This is a genomic window from Acidobacteriota bacterium, assembly GCA_030949985.1.
Lineage (GTDB): Bacteria > Acidobacteriota > Polarisedimenticolia > J045 > J045 > JALTMS01.
Map to the genome: position 1 here is coordinate 22,539 of JAUZRX010000005.1, position 7,317 is coordinate 29,855.

General features: G+C 69.6%; 6 protein-coding genes. 5 read left to right on the forward strand and 1 reads right to left on the reverse strand.

What is annotated here, in order from left to right:
• Positions 1 to 34 precede the first annotated feature (34 nt).
• The 5 genes from Q9Q40_00865 to Q9Q40_00885 all read left to right on the forward strand — a co-directional run bounded on the left by Q9Q40_00865 (position 35) and on the right by Q9Q40_00885 (position 6,847).
• A complete protein-coding gene (locus Q9Q40_00865; protein MDQ7005762.1) occupies positions 35 to 1,354 on the forward strand; it encodes an Ig-like domain-containing protein in 1,320 nt (439 codons plus the stop codon).
• Between the two features lie 309 nt (positions 1,355 to 1,663).
• Complete coding sequence (locus Q9Q40_00870; protein ID MDQ7005763.1) at positions 1,664 to 3,490, forward strand: Ig-like domain-containing protein; 1,827 nt, start codon at positions 1,664 to 1,666, stop codon at positions 3,488 to 3,490.
• Positions 3,491 to 3,507: 17 nt separating this feature from the next.
• Positions 3,508 to 4,269 carry a fibronectin type III domain-containing protein gene (locus Q9Q40_00875; protein MDQ7005764.1) on the forward strand — a complete coding sequence of 254 codons (762 nt, stop codon included), beginning with the start codon at positions 3,508 to 3,510 and terminating at the stop codon, positions 4,267 to 4,269.
• Complete coding sequence (locus Q9Q40_00880; protein ID MDQ7005765.1) at positions 4,170 to 5,444, forward strand: ATP-binding protein; 1,275 nt, start codon at positions 4,170 to 4,172, stop codon at positions 5,442 to 5,444. Before Q9Q40_00875 ends, Q9Q40_00880 begins: the two co-directional genes overlap by 100 nt.
• Before the next feature lie 8 nt (positions 5,445 to 5,452).
• Positions 5,453 to 6,847 (forward strand): sigma-54 dependent transcriptional regulator, encoded by a 1,395-nt coding sequence (locus Q9Q40_00885; protein MDQ7005766.1) that lies wholly within the window; start codon positions 5,453 to 5,455, stop codon positions 6,845 to 6,847.
• A 260-nt stretch (positions 6,848 to 7,107) separates the two neighbouring features.
• Here the strand turns inward: Q9Q40_00885 and Q9Q40_00890 are convergent.
• Positions 7,108 to 7,317, reverse strand: a 210-nt coding sequence (locus Q9Q40_00890) for a hypothetical protein (protein MDQ7005767.1), incomplete at its 5' end; no start/stop codon positions are given.

A 7,317-nucleotide genomic window follows, 5' to 3' on the forward strand; every position in this document is an offset into this window, starting at 1 on the left:
CGGCCGGCGGGCGGGAATCCGAGAGGTGCGAGCGATGAGGAGTCTGCGTTGGATTCCGCTGCTGGCCGTGCTGGTGGTGGTGGTGTCGTCAGGGGCCGTGAGCTGGGCAGGCACGATCTCCCTGGCCTGGGATCCGGTGGCCGACAGCGATGTGGCGGGCTACCGCGTGTATTACGGCACCAGCGCGGGCACCTACGACCAGGTGCAGGACGTGGGCAACGTCACCTCGACCACTCTCACCGGTCTCGATCCCTGCACCCGCTACTACATCGTGGTCAAGGCCTACGACAGCGGCGGTCTCGAGTCGGCCAACGACTCGAACCAGGTGGTGGGTCTGCCCCGACCCGTGGTTTCCGCCACCAGCCCCGCCAGTGGAGAGCAGGGCCGGAGTTTGACCCTGTCGGTCACGGGAGAGTCCTTCGACAGCGGGGCCGGCGTGGAGTTCTCGGGCGGCGGCATCACCGTCGACGCGGTGAACTACGTGGACTGCAACACGCTGAGTGTGGATATCACCATCGCCGGGAGCGCCGCCGTCGGTGCGCGGGACGTCACCGTGATCAACCCTGACGGCTCGTTCGGGACCGGTGCCGGGCTCTTTACGGTCACGGCCAACCCGGCGCCCACGGTCAGCGCCACCGATCCCGCCGCCGGAGCCACCGACGTGGCGGTCACGGTGCGCCCCACGGTGACCTTCAGCGAGGCGATGGATCCGGCGTCGATCACGTCCGCCAACGTGCGGCTGCTCGATGCTTCCGGCGCGGCGGTGGCCCAGGCCGCCGGCTCGCCCCAGCTTTCGGGGGATCGGCGTGTGGCGACCATCGTGCCCGCCGTGGACCTCGACGCGGGGGCCACCTATCGCATCTGGGTGCGCGGACCCGGCGGCGTGCGCGACGAGGCGGGCAAGGAAATGGCCGCCGACTTCGAGCAGAGTCCGGGCTTCACCACCGCCGCGGCGGCCGACACCCAGGGGCCCCGGGTCACGGGCACCGATCCGGCGGCCGGGGCCGGCGGCGTGAGCGTGCAGGTCCAGCCGGTGGTGACCTTCGACGAGGCCCTCGATCCGGCCAGCGTCAGCGCTTCCACGATCCAGTTGATCGACACCCAGGGAGTGGCGGTGGCCCAGGCCGCCGGCTCGCCCGTGCTTTCCGCCGACGGCAGAAGCGCGACCCTCACGCCGGCGGCGGCACTGGCCGAGAACAGCACCTACCGGGTGCGGGTGGTGGGCGGCGCCGGCGGTGTCCGGGACCTGGCCGGCAACCCGATGGACCAGACCTGGACCCAGTCTCCGGGCTTCACCACCGAGAACCTTCCTCCTTCCGCGGTTTCCGGGCTTCGCCGGACCGACGTGAGGTAACGCTCCAGTCTTCGGGAAGAACAAGGGAAACTCCGAGACCTCCCCCAAGGCCTCGACTCGGGACCCCGGCCGCCACAACGGTCGGGGTCCCTTGTTTCGCGCTGGAGCACCGGGCCGTCAGGCCGATTACGAAAAGGAAATCGGCGGCCGGGTCCGACGGCGCACCGTCGGAGGGCCCCCGCCGTAACTCTTGCAAACAGGCGTGTTGAAGAAAACGCCGCCGGGGAGGCGCCGAGTCCTGATCGTGGAACGGGCCTTGCATGAAAAGGGCTCGGGCGGTTCGGAGGGAGCCCCCCGGAGAGGACCTGCATGAACGCCACGAGGCTCAGCCGCCAGGGTCGGACGGCTGCCCTGATTGCTCTTGTCGGTCTGCTCGCCACGGTGCCCATGGCCGGGGCGGGAACGATTTCGCTGGCCTGGGATCCGGTGCCGGACAGCGATCTGGCAGGCTACCGGGTCTACTACGGCACGGCTCCCGGCCTGCTCGATCGCCAGCAGGATGCCGGGCTCTCCACCAGCGCCACCCTGACCGGGCTGACCGACTGCCGCATGTGGTACGCGGCGGTGCGGGCCTACGACACCGGCGGGCTCGAAAGCGCCGGGGACAGCAACCAGGTGCAGGGCCTGCCCCGGCCGGTGATCACCCGCGTCGAGCCGGCCAGCCTGCGCCAGGGCGAAACCGCCACCCTGACCGTCAGCGGCGCCAACTTCGATGGGGGCGATGGGAACTATCCGCCCGCACAGGTGCTTTTCGGCAACAGCGGCCTTGTGGTCGAGCAGACCACGGTGGACGCCTGTGGAACCCTCCGCGTGCGCGTGCGGGCGGCCTCGGACGCGGCCACGGGGTGGTCCTCCCTGACCGTGGAAAACCCGGATCGCTCCTGGAGCGACCCTTCGCCCCACCCCTGGGTCTTCGGCACTCTGGCCGAGGCGGTCGAAGTGCTGCCCGCACCGAACGACACCACGCCCCCGCGGGTCACCAGCAGTGATCCCGGGGCCGGCGCCGGCCAGGTTCCGGTCACCTTCGAGCCGCGGTTGACCTTCAGCGAGGCGCTCGATCCCGCCAGCGTGACGGCCTCGACCGTGCAGATTCTCGATGCTTCCGGCGCGCCGGTGGCCCAGCAGGCCGGCTGGCCCCGGGTCTCCGGTGCGGTGGTGACCCTCAAGCCCGCCCAGCCCCTGGCCTCCGGCGCCACCTACCGCCTTTTCGCGCGGGGCGGCGCCGGCGGTGTCCAGGACCAGGCCGGCAACCCCCTGGCCGCCAGCTACACCCAGTCGCCCGGCTTCACCACCGCTGCCGACCAGCGGGACTCCTCCAGCCGGCCCACGGTGCTCGACGCCTTCCCGGGCGCCGGCGCGGTGGGGGTCAGTCGCCAGCTCGCCGAGGTGCGGATCACCTTCGATCGGGACATGAGCGGCCTGGCCACCGTCTTCAGCCCCGCCGAGTTGCGACAGCGGCTGGCGGTGCTCGACGGCGACCGGCCCCTGGCCCAGCTCGACACTTCGCCCCGCTTCGAGTCCGGGGGACGGACCATCCGCCTGCTGCTGGCCGAGAGCCTGCTGGCGGATCATGCCTACACCACCATGGTTCACCTGGGCGGCGATGCGGCCCTCGATCGGTTGCGGAGAGCGGGCCATGGCGACCTGTACATGGACGGCGTGTGGATGACCCGTCCGGCGTGGCGGGTGGAAGGCGCCCTCGAGCAGATTTCCTACCGGGATCCTGCGGGCGGCCCCGAGACCAGCCTCGAGCCCAACTCGGGCCAGGCCCCGCTGACCAGCTCCGGCGTGCCCACCGGGGCCGAGTTCCGGGTGCGCTTCGGTGTGCCCGTGGCTCCACGGTCGGCCAACGACAGCGTCTTTCGCGTGCTGACCAAGGTGGGCCGACGCTACCAGCCGGTGCCCCTGCAGCAGGTCCTGCTGGAGGACGGCGGGCGCACGGTGCTGCTGCGCCCCAAGCAGGCTTTGCCGGCGGGCTCGTGGGGCATGGTGCAGGTGCGCACCGGTCCCCTGGGCGTGGTGCTGATCGGTGAGAGCGGCGAGTTCCTGCTGCCCGCCGGCAGCAGCGTGGGCGCGCCTTTCGCCACGGAAGTCGAGCCCCAGGAAGCCACCGGGGCCCTGGGGGTGGCCGAATGATCCGGGGAGGAAGAGCCATGAAGATCGTGGGCGGGATGGCGCTCATCCTGGCCGTGCTGGCCCTGGCGGGCGGCGGGGTTCGGGCCGGAGAACTGGTGCTCGCCTGGGGCGAGCCCACCGACGATCTGACCGCCGGCTTCGAGGTGGAGGTGCTGGACGAGGATGGCCGGATGGTGCAGGTGCTCGACGTGGGGCTGGCCACCCGGGCCGTGATCACGGGCCTGGCCGACGGTCGGCGCTACGGCTTCCGCCTGCGCCCCTACGACAGCTTCGGCAATGCCGCGGCCCGCGCCGGTCGCACCCTGGTCAGCTATCCCGCGCCGCGGATCGACGGGGTGGAGGGAGATGTGCGGCCGGGTCGGGAGAGCCTGGTTTCGATCAGCGGCGCCAACTTCGACGACGGCGCCTGGGTGCTCTCCCGGAGAGAGGGGTTGACGGTGGTGCAGACCACCGTGATTCGCCATGACCTGGCGGTGATCGCGGTGCTGGCGGAGGATGCCGCGGGCGTGTCGCCGGCCGACCTGCTGGTGGTCAATCCCGTGCCCAAGGCGCCGGCCTACGCGGCGGCTCACCCGGCCGTGCTCGACCTGGACGGGTCGGGCGGCCTGGACGAGCGCGACCTGGCCTTGCTCGAGCAGCTCTTCGGCGTGGAGCGGGGCGATCCCGTCTACCGCACCTCGTGGGACCCCACCGGCGACGGGGTGATCGACGGCGAGGACGCCGCCTGGCTGCGGGAGGCCCTCTCGCGCCGGGCGCGTCGGGCCAGGAGGGCGCCTTGACCGGTTCTTCCTCCGTCACGAGATTGGACCCGGAGGGAAGTTCCACCTGCCGGGCGCCGGATGGCGTCGGGAAGGAGTGTCTTCTGGACGGGCCGGACGTCTTCTTCCGAGGAGTCGTGGAGGGTATGCGCTGCGGGATCGTCACCGTGGACCAGGAGGGCTGCGTGCTGACGGTCAACGAGCTGGCGCGGGAGATCCTCGAACTCGACGAACCGGTGGCCCAGGGGCGGCCGGTGCGCGACGCGCTCGCCCGTCACCCGCGGCTGGCCGAGGTGCTGATCGACGCGCTGGAAATGTCCCAGCTCCCCAATCGGGCCGAGATGGAGATCCGTTCCAGGGAAGACGACGGCCGCACCATCGGCTTTACCATCTCGCCGATCGTGGCGGAGGGGCGGCAACTCGGTGTGGCGCTGTTCTTCAAGGACCTGACCCAGGTCGAGCGCCAGGAAGAGCAGGACCGCTTGCGCGACCGCCTGGCGGCCCTGGGACAGATGGCCGCCAGCCTGGCCCACGAGATACGCAATCCCCTGGCCTCCATCGAGGTGATGGCCACCCTGTTGCGCCGCAAGCTGGCCCGCTGCGGCGCGGGCGACGATGCGCTGGCATCGGTGGAGAAGATCGCCGCCGAGGTGGCCCGACTCAACCAGACGGTCACCCGCGGCCTGGAGTTCGCCCGGCCCATCGCTCCGGAAATGCAGCGCCGCTCCCTGGCCGCGGCCCTCGACGAAGCCCTGGCCGAAGCCCGGGCGCGCTTCCCCGACAGCCAGGTGATCGTCGAGCGTCGTTATGACCCCCAAGCTCCCGACGTGGAGCACGATCCCGCGTTGATGCGGCAGGTCTTCACCAACATCCTGGTCAACGCCTACCAGGCGGTGGGGGAGGAGGGCAAGATCGAGGTGGATATTCGCCCGGTGGCGCGTCCCCAGCGCCAGCCGGGGGCGGTGGATGTGACCATCCGGGACGACGGACCGGGCATTCCCCCGGAGGTGCGGGACAAGATTTTCTACCCCTTCGTCACCACCAAGGAGGGTGGATCGGGGATTGGCCTCGCCATGGCGCGAAAAATCGTAGAATGCCACCATGGCATGATCGACGTGTCCGTGGGCGAGCAGGGAGGGACGGCCTTCACCCTCCGGCTGCCGGTGGCGGTCGATGACGGGCAGGGGCGCGGGTAGGAGAACCCATGCGGAAGATTCTGGTTGCCGAGGACGAGCGCAACCTGCGGGAAGGCATCGCCGAGGCTTTCGTCGACGCGGGGCACGAAGTGGTCCAGGCGGAAGCGGGTGACGAAGCTCTCGAGGCCTTGGAAGAGCAGGTCTTCGACCTGGTCATCACCGATTACAAGATGCCCGTTGTCGACGGCCTGGAGCTGTTGCGCCGGGTGCGGATGATCAACGACTCGACGGCGGTGATCATGATGACCGCCTACGGCACCGTGGAAGGCGCCGTGCAGGCCATGCGCCTGGGGGCCTACGACTACATCCAGAAACCCTTCAACCTCGAGGAACTGGAGCTGAAGGCCGAGCGGGCTCTCGAGCACCGGCGCCTGCTCTCCCGGCTGATGGAGTTCGACCGGCGCGACCTGGTCGGCCGCTTCGACAACATCGTCGGCGAGTCGCCGGCCATGCGGCGGGTTTTCGAGGTGTTGAGCAAGGTGGCGCCGTCCAACGCCACCGTGCTGATTCTCGGCGAGACCGGCACCGGCAAGGAGCTGATCGCCGAGGCGATTCATCGCAACTCCACCCGGGCCGACGGCCCTTTCGTCAAGATCAACTGCGCGGCACTGCCCGACAATCTGCTCGAGTCCGAACTCTTCGGTCACGAGCGGGGAGCGTTCACCGGCGCCGATCGCCAGCGGGTCGGCCGCTTCGAACTGGCCAACGAGGGGACGCTCTTCCTCGACGAGATCGGCACCATGTCCGCGGGTACCCAGGCCAAGGTGCTGCGGGTGCTCCAGGAACGGGAGTTCGAGCGATTGGGCGGGACTCGGAGCATCAAGTCCGACGTCCGCCTGATCGCCGCGACCAACCGCGACCTGGAGGCGGCGATCGCCGCCGGCGAATTCCGCGAAGATCTCTTCTACCGCCTCAATGTGGTGACGATCAACATGCCTCCCCTGCGGGAGCGCAAGGAAGACATCGTCCCGCTGGCGACCTACTTCCTCCAGCGCTTCGGCGAAGATCTGAAGAAGCCGATGCACGGCTTTTCCCCCGGAGCCCTGCGCGCCCTGACTCGTCACAACTGGCCCGGCAATATCCGCGAGTTGGAGAACACCATCGAGCGCGCCGTCCTGATGGCCGACAGCGGCATGATCAAGCCGGGCGACCTCACCCTGGGGCAGGGTGGCGGCGCCGGCGACGAGCGCTCGCGCATGTCCGCCGTCCTGCGCCTGCCCGCCGAGGGCATGGCCCTCGAGGAGCTCGAGAAGATGGCGATTCTCGAGGCCCTGCGCATGAACGACTGGATCCAGAAAGACGCCGCCCGCTTTCTCCGCATCTCGAGTCGCGTGATGAACTACAAGATCCAGAAGTACGAGATCACGCACCCCCGCTGGGCGCGCAACCGCTCGCCGGTCTGATTCCGGAGCGCTTGCTCGAGAGGACTGACGGGGTTCTTGGTGATGGGGCGGCGGAGATTCAGAAGCGTGGGCAGGCGGGAGGCGACGGCGCGTCGGTTTTTCATATCGCCACGGATCTGCTCTTCTCCTGCGAACGCCGGATAACTCGTCAAGGCGGATGCATACATGAATGCGATCGGGCGCTGCAAGCATCTTGACAGCGCAGGGTCGTTCGATAGTCAGGCGCTCGCTGAGGAGGCCCCGGGAGTGGCGCAACCGGCTCAATCCGCCACCATCTGGCGGTGGCCTTTTGGGCGGGTGGCATGGGTGCACTCGTACCAGATGGGCCGGTCGGGGTCGAATTCGTCCATGAAATCGCTCCAGCACCCGCGGCAATAGGCGGCGCCGCACTCGCGGCAGACGCAATCGAGTTCGAGCCAGTAGCGCGGGGGGATGGCCTGCAAGTCACCCTCGCGGAGCGCGGCGATGAT

Bases quoted from the DNA above. Each gene is read 5' to 3' on its own strand.
- Q9Q40_00865 (MDQ7005762.1), top strand. From the start codon at position 35: ATGAGGAGTCTGCGTTGGATTCCGCTGCTGGCCGTGCTGGTGGTGGTG.
- Q9Q40_00870 (MDQ7005763.1), top strand. From the start codon at position 1,664: ATGAACGCCACGAGGCTCAGCCGCCAGGGTCGGACGGCTGCCCTGATT.
- Q9Q40_00875 (MDQ7005764.1), top strand. From the start codon at position 3,508: ATGAAGATCGTGGGCGGGATGGCGCTCATCCTGGCCGTGCTGGCCCTG.
- Q9Q40_00885 (MDQ7005766.1), top strand. From the start codon at position 5,453: ATGCGGAAGATTCTGGTTGCCGAGGACGAGCGCAACCTGCGGGAAGGC.